The sequence below is a fragment of the Plantactinospora alkalitolerans genome (assembly GCF_015690345.1).
Taxonomy (GTDB): domain Bacteria; phylum Actinomycetota; class Actinomycetes; order Mycobacteriales; family Micromonosporaceae; genus Plantactinospora; species Plantactinospora alkalitolerans.
In genome coordinates, this window is the sequence record NZ_JADPUN010000171.1 from 1 (window position 1) to 15150 (window position 15150).

General features: G+C 71.1%; 17 protein-coding genes and 1 pseudogene. 11 read left to right on the plus strand and 7 right to left on the minus strand.

Annotated elements, in window-relative coordinates:
- On the minus strand, window positions 1–321 hold a 321-nt coding region (locus I0C86_RS17940; protein ID WP_196202394.1), incomplete at its 3' end, for a hypothetical protein.
- A 294-nt stretch (window positions 322–615) separates the two neighbouring features.
- Here I0C86_RS17940 and add point away from each other — a divergent pair.
- From add to I0C86_RS17960, 4 genes are all read left to right on the plus strand, one after another.
- Window positions 616–1692 carry an adenosine deaminase gene (gene add, locus I0C86_RS17945; protein ID WP_196202395.1) on the plus strand — a complete coding sequence of 359 codons (1077 nt, stop codon included), beginning with the start codon at window positions 616–618 and terminating at the stop codon, window positions 1690–1692.
- A gap of 3 nt (window positions 1693–1695) precedes the next feature.
- Entirely contained in the window at window positions 1696–2616 is a 921-nt protein-coding gene (locus I0C86_RS17950; protein WP_196202396.1) for a proteasome assembly chaperone family protein, read from the plus strand.
- 65 nt (window positions 2617–2681) lie between these two features.
- Window positions 2682–3479, plus strand: coding sequence for an exodeoxyribonuclease III (locus tag I0C86_RS17955; RefSeq protein ID WP_196202397.1), 798 nt, complete (start codon window positions 2682–2684; stop codon window positions 3477–3479).
- 43 nt (window positions 3480–3522) lie between these two features.
- A complete protein-coding gene (locus I0C86_RS17960) occupies window positions 3523–3861 on the plus strand; it encodes an antibiotic biosynthesis monooxygenase family protein (protein ID WP_196202398.1) in 339 nt (112 codons plus the stop codon).
- Here I0C86_RS17960 and I0C86_RS17965 read toward each other — a convergent pair.
- Both I0C86_RS17965 and I0C86_RS17970 read right to left on the minus strand, forming a co-directional pair.
- Window positions 3858–4460, minus strand: coding sequence for a class F sortase (locus I0C86_RS17965; protein WP_323373704.1), 603 nt, complete (start codon window positions 4458–4460; stop codon window positions 3858–3860). The two genes, I0C86_RS17960 and I0C86_RS17965, sit on opposite strands and share 4 nt — an antisense overlap.
- 123 nt (window positions 4461–4583) lie before the next feature.
- Window positions 4584–5093 (minus strand): hypothetical protein, encoded by a 510-nt coding sequence (locus I0C86_RS17970; RefSeq protein ID WP_323373705.1) that lies wholly within the window; start codon window positions 5091–5093, stop codon window positions 4584–4586.
- Between the two features lie 214 nt (window positions 5094–5307).
- On the opposite strand from I0C86_RS17970, the gene trmB reads away from it, so the two are divergent.
- The 3 genes from trmB to I0C86_RS17990 all read left to right on the plus strand — a co-directional run bounded on the left by trmB (window position 5308) and on the right by I0C86_RS17990 (window position 9944).
- Window positions 5308–6204, plus strand: coding sequence for a tRNA (guanosine(46)-N7)-methyltransferase TrmB (trmB, locus tag I0C86_RS17980; RefSeq protein WP_323373706.1), 897 nt, complete (start codon window positions 5308–5310; stop codon window positions 6202–6204).
- A 136-nt stretch (window positions 6205–6340) separates the two neighbouring features.
- Entirely contained in the window at window positions 6341–8839 is a 2499-nt protein-coding gene (locus I0C86_RS17985; protein ID WP_196202400.1) for a DEAD/DEAH box helicase, read from the plus strand.
- A gap of 160 nt (window positions 8840–8999) precedes the next feature.
- Window positions 9000–9944, plus strand: coding sequence for an inositol-3-phosphate synthase (locus I0C86_RS17990; protein WP_196202401.1), 945 nt, complete (start codon window positions 9000–9002; stop codon window positions 9942–9944).
- Here I0C86_RS17990 and I0C86_RS45485 read toward each other — a convergent pair.
- Both I0C86_RS45485 and I0C86_RS18000 read right to left on the minus strand, forming a co-directional pair.
- A pseudogene (locus I0C86_RS45485) lies at window positions 9916–10095 on the minus strand (MarR family transcriptional regulator); the annotation flags it as partial. The gene I0C86_RS17990 and the pseudogene I0C86_RS45485 sit on opposite strands and share 29 nt — an antisense overlap.
- A gap of 69 nt (window positions 10096–10164) precedes the next feature.
- Window positions 10165–10815, minus strand: coding sequence for a TetR/AcrR family transcriptional regulator (locus I0C86_RS18000; protein WP_196202402.1), 651 nt, complete (start codon window positions 10813–10815; stop codon window positions 10165–10167).
- A 22-nt stretch (window positions 10816–10837) separates the two neighbouring features.
- On the opposite strand from I0C86_RS18000, the gene I0C86_RS18005 reads away from it, so the two are divergent.
- From I0C86_RS18005 to I0C86_RS18015, 3 genes are all read left to right on the plus strand, one after another.
- The gene (locus I0C86_RS18005) at window positions 10838–12190 is read left to right on the plus strand and encodes an MFS transporter (RefSeq protein ID WP_196202403.1); all 1353 of its coding nucleotides are present in this window, start codon (window positions 10838–10840) and stop codon (window positions 12188–12190) included.
- Complete coding sequence (locus I0C86_RS18010) at window positions 12187–12612, plus strand: hemerythrin domain-containing protein (protein WP_196202404.1); 426 nt, start codon at window positions 12187–12189, stop codon at window positions 12610–12612. The genes I0C86_RS18005 and I0C86_RS18010 overlap by 4 nt, the downstream gene beginning before the upstream one ends.
- A gap of 313 nt (window positions 12613–12925) precedes the next feature.
- A complete protein-coding gene (locus I0C86_RS18015) occupies window positions 12926–13531 on the plus strand; it encodes a class I SAM-dependent methyltransferase (protein ID WP_196202405.1) in 606 nt (201 codons plus the stop codon).
- Here I0C86_RS18015 and I0C86_RS18020 read toward each other — a convergent pair.
- Window positions 13509–13952: a class I SAM-dependent methyltransferase gene (locus I0C86_RS18020; protein WP_230394340.1), complete on the minus strand. Its 444-nt coding sequence runs from the start codon at window positions 13950–13952 to the stop codon at window positions 13509–13511. The genes I0C86_RS18015 and I0C86_RS18020 overlap by 23 nt on opposite strands.
- Window positions 13953–14047: 95 nt before the next feature.
- A complete protein-coding gene (locus tag I0C86_RS18025) occupies window positions 14048–14698 on the minus strand; it encodes a TetR/AcrR family transcriptional regulator (RefSeq protein ID WP_196202406.1) in 651 nt (216 codons plus the stop codon).
- Window positions 14699–14860: 162 nt separating this feature from the next.
- On the opposite strand from I0C86_RS18025, the gene I0C86_RS18030 reads away from it, so the two are divergent.
- Window positions 14861–15150, plus strand: a 290-nt coding sequence (locus I0C86_RS18030; protein WP_196202407.1) for a maleylpyruvate isomerase N-terminal domain-containing protein, incomplete at its 3' end; no start/stop codon positions are given.

Sequence of the window (15150 nt, forward strand, 5' to 3'; positions counted from 1 at the left end):
CCGCTCGGCGGCCCGGAAGGCCGCGGACCGCCGCGCGCGAACCAGCACGGGCCGGGCTGCTCCGGCGACGGCCCGCCGCAGCACCGACCCGCTGGCGCGCAGCCGAGCCAGTTCCGGCTCGATGGCGTCCCGCAGTCGGGCCGATCCGGTCCGGACGAGCGTCCAGAGCCGGGCGAGCAGGAGGGTCAGCCGGAGCAGGGCGGCGTTGGTCGGTCGGCTCGGTTCCGACGGGGATGCCGGGTCGGTGGAGGGGACCTCGGCCGATCGGACAGTGCCGGGCTTGGCGGCGTTCACGGTCTCAGAACGGTCGTCGACAGGCATCCGACGAGGCTAGGCAGCCAAACATCCGACTACAGCGGGTGAACGAGTGGCCCTGGCCACAATCGTCGATCGACCAACCGGTCAGCGGCCCGCAGGCGTGGGCGGCACCGGCCAACCCGGGCAAGGCCGACATCTCGGGGATGTTGCGTTTCAGGGATCAGGCCGGCATTTACCTTCGAAACAACCGGCACCGAACGTGACGCCGGCCCCCTCCCCCGATCGGAGGACCCGGGACTCGGCCGGTCGGCGCCCCACCCGTTGCCCAAACCGGGCCGCGCCGTGAGACCGTGGGTCATGGCACGGGTCACCGGACCGGCATCCCGAGAACTCCGTCGACTGCCCAAGACGAACCTGCACCTGCACCTCACCGGCTCTATGCGGGCGAGCACCCTGACCGAGCTGACGGATCGCTACGGGCTGCCGCTGCCCGATCCGCTGCCGACCGGCGCCGTACACGGCTGGTCGGCGTTCCAGAGCCGGTACGACCTGGCCCGTGCGGCACTGCGTACCGCGGACGATCTGCGCCGGGTGGTCGCCGAGGCCGCCGAGGACAACGCCGCCGAGGGCGGTGGCTGGCTGGAGATCCAGGTCGACCCGACGACGTACGCCGCCCGGCTGGGCGGGCTGGAGCCGGTGGTGGAGGCGGTGCTGGCCGGCGCCGCCGGTGGCCGTACCGGAGTGATCCTGGCGGCGAGTTGGGCCGGACCGCCGGAGCAGGCCGAGCGGGTCGCCCGGATCGCGGCCCGGTACGCCGGAGCCGGCGTCGTCGGCTTCGGGCTCTCCAACGACGAGCGGCGGGGCCGGGTCGCCGACTTCATCCCGGCGGTCCGGACGGCGACCGACGCCGGGTTGCTCGCGGTCCCGCACAGCGGCTTCTACGAGGCCGCCTGGCACGTTCGGGAGTGCGTGACGCTGCTCGGCGCGAACCGGGTCGGCCACGGGCTCACCGCCGCCGCCGATCCGCCGACCCTCGACCTGCTCGCCTCCCGGTCGGTCGCGATGGAGGTGTGCCCCAGCTCATATCCGCCGTTCGGGGTCACCGCGGACCTGGCGTCGACCCCGCTGCGCGCCCTGCTGGCCGCCGACGTGCCGGTGGCGCTCGGTACGGACGACCCGCTGCTGTTCGGCACGGGCCTGCTCGACCAGTACGTGCTGGCCCGGGACGTGCTCGGCTGCACCGACGAGGAACTGGCCAGGCTGGCCCGGGGATCCATCGACGCCTCGGCTGCCCCGCCGGAGGTCCGGACGGCGATGCTGGCAGGCGTCTCCGACTGGCTCGGCGGAATGGACCAAGATAGCGGCAGCGTTTGCTACATCGGGGTGCCGTCCGCCACGGGCGCGTCCCGGCGTACCCCGTTGAGGAGGTCCTGACCGGTGCTCGACCCGAACGAGCTCTACCAGCTCACCGATGACCTGCCCGAACTGGGTCAGCCGGTGCTGATCCAGGCGCTTTCCGGCTTCGTCGACGCCGGCAACGCGACCCGGCTGGCCCGGGAACACCTCGCGTCGACGCTCGACTGCCGGACGATCGCCACCTTCGACGTCGACCAGCTGCTCGACTACCGGTCCCGGCGGCCGACGATGATCTTCGTCGAGGACCACTGGGAGCACTACGAACAGCCGAAGCTGGAACTGCACCTGCTGCACGACGACGCCGGTACGCCGTTCCTGCTGCTCTCCGGCCCCGAACCGGACTTCCAGTGGGAACGGTTCATCGCGTCGCTGACCGGCCTGATCGACCGGCTCGGAGTCCGGCTCACCCTCGGGCTCAACGCCATTCCGATGGCCGTGCCGCACACCCGACCGGTCGGGGTGACCGCCCACGCCACCCGCCCCGAGCTGATCAGCGGCTACGAGTCGTGGCTGCAACGCATCCAGGTGCCCGGCAGCGCCGGCAACCTGCTGGAATTCCGCCTCGGCGAGCAGGGCCGGGACGCGCTGGGCTTCGCCGTCCACGTGCCGCACTACGTTGCCCAGACGGAGTACCCGGGCGCCGCCGAACTGCTGCTGACCTCGGTCTCCCGGGCCACCGGGCTGCTGCTGCCCACCGAGACGTTGCGGACCGCCGCCGAGGCCGTACGCCTCGACATCGACCGCCAGGTGGCGCAGACCGACGAGGCGACGTCGCTGGTCGGGGCGCTGGAGGAGCAGTACGACGCCTTCACCCGTGGCCGGGGCGGTCCGAACCTGCTCGCGAACCAGACCGGGCCGCTGCCGACCGCCGACGAACTCGGTGCGGAGCTGGAGCGGTTCCTCGCCGAGCAGGGCCGACCGGGGGACACGCCGGGCAACTGAGCGCGGCGACCGGCCACCCGGCGCTCCGTTTCGCGCGGCGGCGCCTGATCCGGCAGGCTGGGCACATGCGTCTGGCGACCTGGAACGTGAACTCGGTCAAGGCGAGGCTGCCCCGGCTGCTGGACTGGCTCGCCGACACCCGGCCCGATGTCGTCTGCCTCCAGGAGACGAAATGCCCCGACGGGGCGTTTCCGGTCGAGGAGGTCGGCGAGCTGGGTTACTCGGTGGCCAGCCACAGCGACGGCCGCTGGAACGGGGTGGCCATCCTGTCCCGGGTCGGGCTGGACGACGTCGTGGTCGGGTTCGCCGACGAACCCGGCTTTCCGGAACCGGAGGCCCGGGCGATCTCGGCGACCTGCGCCGGGGTACGGATCTGGTCGATCTACGTGCCGAACGGGCGGACCCCGGACTCGCCGCACTACGAGTACAAGCTGGCCTGGCTGGCGGTGCTGCGTGACGCACTCGCCGCCGAATTGCGTACCGGCCGGCCACTGGCGGTCTGCGGTGACTACAACGTCGCGCCGACCGACGCCGACGTGTGGGATCCGGCGCTGTTCGTCGGCTCCACCCACGTCACCCCCGCGGAACGGCAGGCACTGGCCGACCTGCGCGCCCTCGGCCTGGCGGATGTCGTACCGACGCCGATGAAGGGGCCGCATCCCTTCACGTACTGGGACTACCGGGCCGGGATGTTCCACCAGAACAAGGGCATGCGGATCGATCTGGTGTACGCGACGGAGTCGTTCGCCGGCGCGGTCGGAGCGGCGTACGTGGACCGGGAGGCCCGCAAGGGCAAGGGCCCGTCCGACCACGCCCCGATAGTGGTGGACGCCGATCTCGGCGGCCAGCCGGCGCCGAACTAGGCAAAGGTGCGGCGGCTGAACCCAGAACTCGTAAGGTGGGGCCATGGCAGTCGTGAAGATCAACGCTATCGAGGTTCCCGCCGGTGCCGGCGAGGAACTGGAACGCAGGTTCGCCGCCCGACAGGGCGCGGTCGAGAATTCGCCGGGATTCCTCGGCTTCGAACTGCTCCGTCCGGTGTCGGGCGACACCCGGTACTTCGTTTACACGAAGTGGGAGGACGAGGCGGCGTACCAGGCCTGGGCCGCCGGACCGGCCAAGCAGGCGCACGCCCGGGGTCCGGCCGAGGGCGGATCGGGCGGCGAGCAGCCCCGGCCGGTCGCCACCGGGGCCACGCTGCTGGAGTTCGAGGTGGTCCAGCAGGCCAGCCGGACGACCGGTTAGCGTTCCCGGGAATCCACAAGTGACGCGAAGGCGACGATGTTGTCGGAGTAGCCCGTGCCGCCGCCGATCCACCGGCCACCACAGGTGATCAGGCGCAGCCACGGGCGCCCGTAGTCGCCGTACACCCGCTCCACGGGCAGTTTGCCCTTGTCGAAGTGCTCGACCGAGTTCACCTCGAAGATCGCCACCGAGCGGTCCTGCCGGGTGATCTCGATCTTGGCCCCGGGCCGGAGCTTGACCAGGTCGTGGAAGACCGACGGGCCGGTCCGGGTGTCCGCGTGGCCGACGATGATCGCCGGACCGAACTGGCCGGGGGTCGGCCCGCGCTCGTACCAGCCGGCCTCGTTGTGCCAGTCGAGCGCGGGTACGGCGATGGAACCGTCGTCGGCGAGCCCGACCCGGTGCACGGGAGCCCGTACGTCGATCGACGGGATCGCCAGCTTGACCGGCCGGCTCGGCGTCAGCACCGGAAACTCGCGCGGCGGCTCCTTGTGGCCCCTGCCCAGCCAGTTCCATGGCCCGCCCGAGGACTGCCCGAGTCCCGCCCCGGTCGCGAAGATCCCGACCAGCACCAGGACGATGGCGAGCGGCCCGATCACGCTCCGACGCTGGCGGGCGCCCCCGCCCCGCGCCGCCGGATGCCGCAGGTGCGGCGCCGGGTGCCGGGCGCCGAGGCGAGGTCGACGGGTGCTCGAGAGGCGGGGCATGACCGGAGACCCGGGTCAGATCCGGCGGGCCGTCGCCGACCGGCTCCGTCGGCGTAGGGCGATCAGACCCAGCACGGCGCCGAACGCCGTGGTCACTAGCCCGCCGGTCACCAGCAGGCCGCCCGGATCCTCGCCCGCGGTACCGCCGAAGCCGGTCGCCGGGCCCCGGCTGGGCCGGGTGGCGCCGACCACCATCAGCCGGGTCGACCCGTTCTTGCCGTCCGGGCAGCTCAACCTGACCCGGTAGGTGTCCGCCCGGGTGCTCTGCGGCACCGTCGCCACGGCGGTGAGGAAGCCGGCCTGCGGCTCTACGGTCACGGTGCCGAAGGCACTCGACTCGACCGTGGCCGGCTGGGTGTTGCTGGTACAGCTGGCCTTGATGCCGACCATGTACCCGGCCTCGACCGTGCTCGGGTTCACCTGGACGAAGACGTCGGCGGCTCGGGCCGGGGCGGGCGCGATCAGCACCCCGCCGAGCGCGAGCGCGGCACCGCACAGGATCGCGGTGCGTCGACCCGTGGCCACAGTTCCCCCTCCCGGCGCCGTCGGCAGGGCCGGGCGCGGCGCCCCGGGGCCTGCCGTACAGAGGAATCTTCTCATCCAGCGGCGCCGCGCACACCCGGTCGGGCGTTCTCGGCCGGATCGGCGGTCGACCGGGCCGGTCGCGTAGGCTCACGTTCCTGTGACCCTTTCCAGCTGTGAGCAGATCGCCGGAGTGCCGTCGGCCCGAGCGGCCCAGGTGGCGCCGCCGGAGCGGCTGGCCCGGGTCCGCACCTTCCATCCGCGCCGGGGCCGGCTCAGCGGGCGGCACCTCGATGCGCTGGACCGGCTGTGGCCTCGATTCGGCCTGACCATCCCGACCGGGAACACGCCGGGCCGGCACACCCCGAACGTGGGCGCGCCGGCCCGGAACACGACGGACGCGAGCGCGCCGGGCTGGAGCGCCCCGGACAAGGACGCGCCGGGCTGGAGCGCCCCGGACGAGGGCGCGCCGGGCTGGAGCGCCCCGGACAAGGACGCGCCGGGCTGGAGCGCCCCGGACAAGGACGCGCCGGGCTGGAGCGTCCCGGACGAGGGCGCGCCGATCGACCTGGTCGCCCTGTTCGGTCGCCGGGCGCCGGTGGTCCTGGAGATCGGCTCGGGGATGGGCGACGCCACGGCGGCGATGGCCGCCGCCGACCCCGGCCGGGACTACCTCGCGGTCGAGGTGCACACCCCGGGCATCGCCAACCTGCTCGCGCTGACCGAACGCCACGGACTGACAAATGTCCGGATCGCCCGGGGCGACGCGCTCGATCTCGTCCGGTACCTGCTTCCGCCGGACGCCCTCGACGCGGTGCACGCCTTCTTCCCCGATCCGTGGCCGAAGCCCCGGCACCACAAGCGGCGGCTGATCCAGCCGGAGCACGTGGCCCTGCTCCGCTCCCGGTTGGTTCCCGGCGGCACCCTGCACTGCGCCACCGACTGGGCCGAGTACGCCGAGTCGATGCTCCAGACCCTGACCGCCGATCCCGGTCTGGTGAACCCGTACGCCGACTACGCACTCCGTCCGGCGCACCGGCCGGTGACGAAGTTCGAACGCCGTGGCACCGCCGCCGGCCGCCGGATCTTCGACCTGATCTTCCATCGCCGTTGAGTCCGCCGGACGGGGTTAGGAAGGGGCCCTTCTACAACAGAATCCGATAACAAGGGCCCCCTCCCAACCCGAAAACGATCATCGGGCGGGTGGCGGACTGGCGTTGCCGGGCCGGGCCAGGCACCATTGACCGGCTATGACGCTCACCGACCAGCTGCCGGGCAGCGCCGACCCAGACACCCTCTTCGACGCGTTCGCCGGTTGGGCGCAGGAGCGTGGCCTCACCCTCTATCCGCACCAGGAAGAGGCGTTGATCGAGATCGTCTCCGGTGCCAACGTCATCCTGAGCACCCCGACCGGCTCCGGCAAGAGCCTGGTCGCGGCCGGTGCCCACTTCGCGGCCCTGGCCGAGGACCGGATCAGCTTCTACACCGCGCCGATCAAGGCGCTGGTCTCGGAGAAGTTCTTCGCGCTCTGCGACATGTTCGGCGCCGAGAACGTCGGCATGCTGACCGGAGACGCGAGCGTCAACGAGGACGCGCCGATCATCTGCTGCACGGCGGAGATCCTGGCCAACATCGCGCTACGCGACGGCGAGCGGGCCGACGTCGGCATGGTGATCATGGACGAGTTCCACTTCTACGCCGAGCCGGACCGCGGCTGGGCCTGGCAGGTCCCGCTGATCGAGCTGCCGCAGGCGCAGTTCGTGCTGATGTCCGCCACGCTGGGCGACGTCACCCGGTTCACCGACGACCTGAGCCGGCGTACCGGCCGGTCGACGGCGCTGGTGAAGAACGCCGAGCGGCCCGTGCCGCTGATGTTCACGTACGCGATGACACCGCTGCACGAGACCCTGGAGGAGCTGCTCAGCACCCGCCAGGCGCCGATCTACGTCGTGCACTTCACCCAGGCCGCCGCCCTGGAACGGGCCCAGGCGCTGACCAGCGTCAACGTCGCCACCCGGGCCGAGAAGGACATGATCGCCGAGGCGATCGGCAACTTCCGGTTCACCGCCGGGTTCGGGCGTACCCTGTCCCGGCTGGTCCGACACGGCATCGGGGTGCACCACGCGGGGATGCTGCCGAAGTACCGGCGGCTGGTCGAGACGCTGGCCCAGGCCGGGCTACTCAAGGTCATCTGTGGCACCGACACCCTCGGCGTCGGCATCAACGTACCGATCCGCACGGTGCTGTTCACCGGCCTGTCGAAGTACGACGGCGTCCGGACCCGGCTGCTCAAGGCGCGCGAGTTCCACCAGATCGCCGGCCGGGCCGGTCGGGCCGGCTTCGACACCCTGGGCACGGTGGTGGTGCAGGCACCGGAGCATGTGATCGACAACGAGAAGGCCCTCGCGAAGGCCGGCGAAGACCCGAAGAAGCGCCGCAAGGTGGTCCGCAAGAAGCCGCCGGAGGGCTCGATCGGCTGGGGTCGGCCCACCTTCGAACGGCTGGTCGAGGCCGAGCCGGAACCGCTGACCTCGAGCTTCACCGTCAGCCACGCGATGCTGCTCAACGTGATCAGCCGGCCCGGCGACGCGTTCGCGGCGATGCGGCACCTGCTGACCGACAACCACGAGGACGCCGCCGCGCAGCGCCGGCACATCCGCCGGGCCATCGCCATCTACCGGGCGTTGCTGGCCGGCGGCGTGGTCGAGCGGCTCGCCGAGCCGGACGAGGCCGGCCGACGGGTACGGCTGACCGTCGACCTCCAGCTCGACTTCGCGCTCAACCAGCCGCTCTCGCCGCTCGCGCTGGCCGCGATCGAACTGCTGGACGTGGCGTCGCTCACGTACCCGCTGGACGTACTCTCGGTGATCGAGTCTACTCTGGACAATCCTCGCCAGGTGTTGTCCGCGCAGCAGTTCAAGGCGCGTGGCGAGGCGGTCGCCCAGATGAAGGCCGACGGCATCGAGTACGAGGCCCGACTCGAACTGCTGGACGACGTCACCTATCCGAAGCCGCTGGTCGAGCTGCTGGACGCGGCGTACGAGATGTACCGGCGGGGACATCCCTGGGTGGCCGACCACCAGCTCGCCCCGAAGTCAGTGGTCCGGGACATGTACGAGCGGGCGATGACCTTCGTCGAGTACGTCAGCTTCTACGGGCTGTCCCGCTCCGAGGGCCTGGTGCTGCGCTATCTGGCGGACGCGTACAAGGCGCTGCGGCAGACCGTGCGCGAGGACGCCAAGACCGAGGAACTGATCGACCTGATCGAGTGGCTCGGCGAGCTGGTCCGGCAGGTCGACTCCAGCCTGATCGACGAGTGGGAGCGGCTGCGCAACCCGGGTGAGGCGGCCACGGTGGTGGTCGACGACAAGCCTCCGGCGGTAACCGGAAACGTGCGGGCGTTCCGGGTGCTGGTCCGCAACGCCCTGTTCCGCCGGGTCGAGCTGGCCGCTCTGCGCCGGTACGACGAGTTGGGCGGGCTCGACGCCGAGGATGGCTGGGACGCCGACGCCTGGGCCGAGGCGCTGGAGCCGTACTTCGAGGCGTACGACGAGATCGGCACCGGCCCGGCGGCCCGGGGTCCGGCGCTGCTCATGATCGAGCAGGGGCGCGACCGCTGGACGGTCCGGCAGATCCTCGACGATCCGGACGGCGACCACGACTGGGGAATCAGCGCGGAGGTCGACCTCGCCGCCTCCGACGCGGTCGGTGCGGCGGTGCTCCGGATCACCGAGGTGGGCCAGCTCTGAACCGAGGTGGGCCAGCTCTGAGTGGTTGCCGGTACGGCGGGCTCCGGCCCGCCGCCGGAGCCTGACCGGTCAGATCCGGCTCGGCCGGACCCGCATGCCGGGTCGCGTCCGGCCGAGGATCGCGGCTGACCAGGGAGTGTCGTCAAGTACCCTGCTGCCCATGATCAAACGGGCGAGGGTTGCGGTCGTGGGTGTCGGTAACAACACGTCAGCGTTGGTACAGGGCATCGCCTTCTACCGCCAGACCGGCAGCCTGGCGGGAATCAACAGGGCGACGATCGATGGGCTCGGGGTGAGTGACATCGACTTCGTCGCGGCCTTCGCCACCTCCGCCGGGAAGGTCGGCAGGGACCTGACCGAGGCGATCTTTCTGCCGCCGAACAACTTCCCTCGCCTCGACTGCGATCTTCCGAGGGCGGATGTTCCGGTGACCAAGGGACTTGTCGATGCGGCTGAGGTGGATCGGGTGGCCGGGGCGCTGGCCGGGGCGGAGGTGTTGCTCTACTCGGCGCCGAGCGGCCGGACGGAAACGGCCCGGGCCTACGCGGAGGCGGCCCTCCGGGCAGGTGTCGCCTTCATCAACACCACGTCCGACCCGGTCGCCCGGGATCCGATGTGGATCGAGCGGTTCCAGGAAGCCGGTCTGCCGCTGCTCGGTGACGACCTGGCCAGTCAGTTCGGCACCTCGGTGGTGCACAACGCGTTGCTTCGGTTGCTGAAGGAGCGTGGACTCACCCTGGTCAGTTCCTACCAGGTCAATCTGGGAGGCACCGAAGACTTCCGCAACCTGGTCGAGAACCCGAGCACCAAGGAGCAGTCCAAGCTCAACGCTCTGTCGGCGGCCGACAAGGTCCAGGTCGCTCCGCTCGGGTACCTGTCGCACCTGGGATCCCAGAAAGTGGCGCACCTGAACGTCGAGGCGCAGGGGTGGGGCGAGACGGCGGTGAGCCTCGACCTGAAACTGAAGGTACATGATCCAAGTGGTGCCGCCGGCGTCAACATCGATCTTCTTCGCATCGCGGCGAGCGCGTTACGAAACGGCCAGGGCGGTTATCCGGCCCAGGCGACGCCCCTGTTCAAATCCCCGCCGGGAACGGCGATCTGACCATGACGGCAGGTCCGGCGTCCCGTCCGCAAACACCGCTGTCGCGAGCGTGGCAGGGTTGGCGGCGGTCGCGGGGGTCGCTGTGGCGCACGACGAGGCCCCTGCCTTCGAGCCGGTCCAACTGGCTCATCAACGTGGTCTTGTCGAGTCCGAACTGAACCGAGACGTTCTTCGGAACTCGGCTCCGAGCCCGGACCGTCGCGGTCTCGGGGCTGTTCCGTCAGACGTGACCGACAAGGAGGCCGCGGACGATCGCGCGTAGGCCCTTGTCGTAGGTGTCGCGGGCGGTCAGTTCCTCCCAGCGTTCACCCAGCGCCGCCAGCCGGGGCAGGTCCTCCGGGTCGAGGTCGACGAAGACCTGGCTGCGGTACGTCGGTCTGTCGTCCTCGCGCCGACGCGTGGCGGCCACTCGGGCGCTGATCTCACCGGCCGTGTAGTGCCAGATGATCCGGTACGCGTCCGCCGCGTCCTCCGGCGTCAACCCGGCGTGTACGAGGCCGTCGATGATTGTCTCCGGGTACCAGAGCGCGCGCAGGGACAGCAGGTCGTCCGCCCTGAGCACCTCCACGATCCACGGGTAGCCGGCCACCGCCTCCCGCATCGCGGTGGCTGCGGCCACGACGCGTTCGACGGGGTCCTCCGTTCGCAGTTCAGGTATCGCGACCTTGGCCGCGTACTCGTCGAGCAGCAACCGGAGCAGTTCGTCCTTGTCGCGCACGTGGTGGTAGAGCGCCATCGCCGTGGTACCGACCTCGCGGGCGAGCCTGCGCATGGTCAGGCCCTGGGTTCCCTCCGCGTCGAGGATCCGGTTCGCCGCGGAGACGATGTCCGCCCTGGAGATCTTGGGGGGTCGCCCCGTGCGCGCTGGCATGCCGTCATGTTACTTTCTATACGTGTATAAAAAGTCTTCCTGGCTCGCCGTCGGCGTGCTCGCCTACGCCGTCGCCGTCGCCACCCTGCAGATGACGGCGGTGGTCCCGATGCTGCCCGTGCTCCAACGCGAGCTGCACGTGCCGCTCGCCTCCGCCTCCTGGGTACTCACCAGCGCCCTGCTCTCCGGCGCGGTCAGCATTCCGTTGCTGTCGCGCCTCGGCGACCTGTACGGCCGGCGACCGGTCGCGCTGTGCGCCCTCGCCCTCCTGGTGGCCGGCTCGCTGATCGCCGCCGTGGCCGACACGCTCGCGTGGCTCGTCGCCGGACGACTGTTGCAGGGCGTCACCGCTCCACTGTTGCCGCTGGCCATCGGCATCGCACGCGACACGGTGTCCCTCGATCGGCTGCCGACGGCCATCGGTGTGCTCAGCGCGATGATGGGCGTCGGCAGCGGAGGCGGGATGATCCTTGCCGGGCTGGTCGGTGGGACGTACCACGGGCTGTTCTGGGCGCTGGCGGGGCTCGGCGCGGCAGGCTTCGCCCTCGTGGCGCTCCTCGTCCGCGAACCGCGACAGCGGCACGCGGATGGCGGCCGTCCGGACCTCGTCGGCGCGACCCTGGTCGCGACCTGGCTGGTCTGCCTGCTGCTGGCGATCAGCAAGGGTGCCGCCTGGGGATGGGCCTCGCCGCTCACCCTGGGACTGCTGGCCGGGGCCGCCGTCACGGCCTGGATATGGGTGCTGACCGCGCGGCGTACCGCAGCCCCATTGATCGAGATTCCGATGCTGCTGCACCGCGCCACCATCGGCGCGACGGTGGCTTCGATGCTGCTGGGATTCGCGCTGTTCGCGGGGGTCACCACGATCTCCGCGGTGGCGCAGGGCACGCTGGGCGCCTCGGTGCTCCAGGTAGGTATGTACCTGCTGCCGACCGCCGGCCTGATGCTGGCTGTCTCACTGCTCGCCGGTCCCCTCATGCGCCGCTACCCGGCGGCGTCCCTGGTCGGCACCGGCTCCCTGCTCGTGGCCGTCGCCGCACTCTGGCTGGCCGCCAGCCACGACCGGGCATCCGACCTGTACGGCGCCGCCGGCGTCCTCGGTGTCGGCATCGGACTGGGCTACGCCGCTCTCGGCACCATGGCCGTGGAACACGTCGAGCCGGCCAAGACAGCGGCCGCCGGCGGAGTCAACGCCCTCGTCCGAATCGTCGGCAGCAGCCTGGCCGGAACGGTCACCGCGGCCCTGCTCTCCGGCGGCGCCGCCGGCTGGAGCTTCGGCGTCGCCGCCGTCTCCGCCCTTGTCGCCGCCCTGTTCGGATTCATCCACCTCGCCCTGGCCCGGGTTCCAGGCGCACTGATGAAGGAGATGCCTTGACCGCACCCGACGACAGGCTCGTGGCATGGGGCGACGAGCTGGTCAAGTTGCACGACGGCTTCCGCCGCGACCTCGCCGAACTGCGCCGCAGCAGGAGCCTCGGACCCAGCCTCCGTGAGCACTGTCTGACATTCTGCGAGGCCCTGCACGCCCACCACACGGGCGAGGACGACGTCCTCTTTCCCCACCTGGCCGGCGCCCACCCGGAACTTGCCGAGATCCTCACGCGGCTCAGGAGCGAACACCGGACGGTGGCACGCATCCTCGCCCAGGTCCGGTCACTGAGCCAGACCGGGGACCGGGCGGCGATCGGAGCCGAACTCGACCGGCTGGCCGATGAGCTGGAAGCCCACCTGGATTACGAGGAGCAGCAGCTCGTACCGCTGCTCAACCAGATGACCGACGCGCCGGAGAATCTGTGATCTGTTCGGTCCGCACTGCGTGGGAGGAAGCCATCCCCGGCGTGCCGGCCCGTCGGACGGGCGGGTTTCCGCTCGCCGACCGGGGGAACTCCAACCCCGGCTCACCATCGGCGGGACGCCCACTTCCGGCGAGGCGGCGGGGTCGGTCGCGGGGTGGTAGCCGAACCCGGCGCTCCCCCGGCCCGTCCGCTCGGCCGGCAATGTCGTACGTGGATGCTTGAGTCCGTTCGGTAGGTGACCAAGGGCACGGTGCATCCAGCCGCCCAGAGAGGTGCAATCAGGTGTGTGAGCAGAACCTGGCCTGGCGAGTGACGTGGTGAGATGCGCCCTGCCGACCCGCGATCCGGGTCTCGCCGCCGACGACCCCGGCCCGATGCCCGGCACATCGGCTCAGGCCACGGCCGCCGCCTACCGGCAGCGTTGGGCGGTCGAGCTGATGAATGTCACACCCCAGGACCGCCTGTTGGAGATCGGATGCGGTCGCGGAGTGGCCGCCTCCCTGGTCGCCAGCCGGCTTGGCACCGGCCGGATCGTCGCGATCGATCGTGCGGCGACGATGGCGCGGCTCGCGACCGAACGTAACGCCCACCACATCAACTCGGGCACGGCCGAGATCCGATGTGCCGAGTTCGAGTCGGTCGACGTCCCGAACCGGTACTTCACCAAGATCTACGCCGTGAACGTCAACCTGTTCTGGCTGGACGCCGCGGCGCAACAGATCGATCGGATGCGGAGCCTGCTGGCCGCCGGAGGGCGGCTCTACGTGTTCGGCGAGCGGCCCATGTCCGTGCACCCCACCGCAAACCTCACCTCGACCGAGCGGCTGCTCCGGGCCCAGGGGTTCGCCACCACCGCAGTGACCGAGGTTCGCGGACAGGGCCGGGTGCTCACCTGCGTCACGGCCAGACCGACGCCGTGAGCCCGAGGGGCGGTGATCGGTGCGAGGCGCCGGATACGGGCATCGTGACGGCGACCGACGAACGGCGGGCCGGCAGACCGACCGCCCGGAGTGTGTACTTCCCCGGGGCGGTGGCGGCCGCCATGTCCCCCGCGACCACCGGGATCGTTGCCTCGTCCGCCTTCGTACGCAGTTGGTCGACCATCGGACGGGACAGCTCGATGCCGGTGACGGACACCCCGCGCTCGGCGAGCGGTACGGCTACGCGGCCGGTTCCGATGGCGAACTCCAGCGCGCTTCCGCTGCCGGCGAGTTCGGCGAGACGGTCCACGGCCGGGCCCAGCACCTCGGGGGCGAACATGCCGGCGCCCGGCGTGTCGTAGTTCTGGGCAGCGTCAACGTCCCAGATCTCCTCCTGCTGCACGCCCGCCGTCCTCGCCATGGGCGTACGCGCTGTCCAACGATTTGCGGCTGTCGGCGGCAGGCGACCGCCCGACGGTGCTGGCGGGCGGGTTGCCGACCCGGTACGAGGCTGCGTCAGGTGGAGCGGTTCCAGCGGGCGCCGAGTTCGGCCTGGGTGGGGGCGCTGCCGGTCAACGAGCCGTACGAACTCGCCGCGGACCGCAGGCCGGCCAGATGCAGGTCGAGGTAGCGTCGGCGCAGCTCGCGGATCTGCGCAGCATTCCCGAGACGGATCGCGGCGAGCTGCTCGTAGATCATCGGCAGGTCGGTGCTCTCGATGTCGTCGCGGACGGCGCCGGCCTGCTGGGCTCGGTGCAGGATCCCGTCCGTGAGCGCCGCCGCCTGCATCGCGAGATCACGGTGCTCCGGCGTGGGAGTGAACCGACCGGCGAGATAGACGGTGAGGGAGTGGACGTCGGCGTCGACGATGCCGCGCAGGAACTCGACGAACCCCTCCCACGGGTCGGCCACCTCGCGCGCCGCCTGTCCGATCGCTACGAACTGGCGTAGCCCGTCGAGACAGAGCGTGGCCAGCAGGGCTTCCTTGCTGGGGTAGCGCCGGTACAGTGCGCTGATCCCGACGCCCGCCGCCCGCGCGACCGCGCCGATCGGGGCATCCGGCTCCGCGACGAAGACCGTTCGTGCGGCGGCGAGGATCGCGCCGTCGTTCCGGGCGGCCTGGGCCCGTCGGCCGTTGAGGACGTCCCGTACGTCCGGCTCTGTCATGGTCGCTCTCCGTCCCTCTGGTGACTTCCGCAGCACGCTCAGAGTAGCACTTGTGCGGAACGGAACGTTCCGCTACTGTCGAATGCAGCGGAACGTTCCGTTCCGTTCCGGAGTACCGGCAAGACCACGCCAGCTCCAGCACCGCCTTCTCGAGGAGACACGATGACCGCGACCTCCACCTGGACGATCCTGGACCGGGCCCACACGGCACTGCGTGACGCCACCGCACCGCTGACCGCCGCAGACCTTGGGCGGGCGACCCCGTGCAGCGACTGGAACGTCGCCCAGGTCCTCCAGCACTCGGCGGGCGATCAGCTCGCCTTCGCCTCGGCGATCACCGGACAGGGCGGCCCGACGGAGAACCCGTTCACCCCGTCGGGCCACCTGGCCGGGACCCCGGCCGAACTGGTGGAGCCGGCCCTCAGCGCGTCGGCCGCGGCCTTCGCCACGGT

Bases quoted from the DNA above. Each gene is read 5' to 3' on its own strand.
- add (WP_196202395.1), top strand. From the start codon at position 616: ATGGCACGGGTCACCGGACCGGCATCCCGAGAACTCCGTCGACTGCCC.
- I0C86_RS17955 (WP_196202397.1), top strand. From the start codon at position 2,682: ATGCGTCTGGCGACCTGGAACGTGAACTCGGTCAAGGCGAGGCTGCCC.
- I0C86_RS17960 (WP_196202398.1), top strand. From the start codon at position 3,523: ATGGCAGTCGTGAAGATCAACGCTATCGAGGTTCCCGCCGGTGCCGGC.
- I0C86_RS17985 (WP_196202400.1), top strand. From the start codon at position 6,341: ATGACGCTCACCGACCAGCTGCCGGGCAGCGCCGACCCAGACACCCTC.
- I0C86_RS17990 (WP_196202401.1), top strand. From the start codon at position 9,000: ATGATCAAACGGGCGAGGGTTGCGGTCGTGGGTGTCGGTAACAACACG.
- I0C86_RS18000 (WP_196202402.1), bottom strand. From the start codon at position 10,815: ATGCCAGCGCGCACGGGGCGACCCCCCAAGATCTCCAGGGCGGACATC.
- I0C86_RS18020 (WP_230394340.1), bottom strand. From the start codon at position 13,952: ATGGCGAGGACGGCGGGCGTGCAGCAGGAGGAGATCTGGGACGTTGAC.
- I0C86_RS18025 (WP_196202406.1), bottom strand. From the start codon at position 14,698: ATGACAGAGCCGGACGTACGGGACGTCCTCAACGGCCGACGGGCCCAG.